This window comes from Bartonella sp. LB28NMGDW, assembly GCF_042194435.1.
In the GTDB taxonomy this organism is placed as follows: domain Bacteria; phylum Pseudomonadota; class Alphaproteobacteria; order Rhizobiales; family Rhizobiaceae; genus Bartonella; species Bartonella grahamii.
In genome coordinates this window covers 1-667 of sequence record NZ_JBHIMX010000145.1, presented here as the reverse complement: position 1 = coordinate 667, position 667 = coordinate 1, and the positions used below count along the sequence as shown (strand labels likewise).

The window sequence follows — 667 nt, the reverse complement described above, 5'->3', positions numbered from 1 at the left end:
GGCAGAATCCCCACCACAATTCCAAGAAAGGAACTTGATCTTTGTATCAATGACATCGGGGGTTTACCACCAAAACCGGAAGATAGTGTTATTGTGATGGCTCCTGAAAACAACAAAGCGCCCTCTTCTCAAGAGCACTTCGTGATCACAGATGTCCAAGCCTCTGAATCCGGTATGTATAAGCTTATCTTGCGCGAGATAAAGTAAAAGCACGCTTATTTATTTTAAAAATATGAAGTCACCTATTGACAATATGGCAACAATGTGTCTACTGTTGAACTAGGTGCCTCAAAAACACCTTGATAGCAAGCGGATTGATTGTCGAAATAATCAGTTTTCCGCACATTAAAAGCTTTGACTCATTGTATGTTACACGCATATAATGACTTTGTCGGGTGTAGTTACGCTATACAATACCCTTTTGGGAAAAGCGTAACGACGGACTTGCTACCGTGTTTTTGAGCACCCGGCACTTTATTTATAATAAGTGTCAATCAAAAACGTCTAAATAGCAAGGAGTTCACATGAATACTCTTATTCCGATATCGGAACAAACTGTTGGACAGGAAACTGTTCAAACAGTTAACGCACGTGATTTGCATGCGTTTTTAGAAGTAGGTAAAGATTTCTCTACTTGGATTAAATATCGCATCAACAAATATAATTT

General features: G+C 38.8%; 1 protein-coding gene and 1 pseudogene. Both read left to right on the top strand.

Annotated elements, in window-relative coordinates; all coding sequences use genetic code 11:
- Window positions 1–207 (top strand): annotated as a pseudogene (locus ACFIKG_RS09705) (hypothetical protein); the annotation flags it as partial.
- A 317-nt stretch (window positions 208–524) separates the two neighbouring features.
- The coding region (locus ACFIKG_RS09700; RefSeq protein ID WP_375652243.1) for an antA/AntB antirepressor family protein at window positions 525–667 on the top strand (143 nt) is incomplete at its 3' end.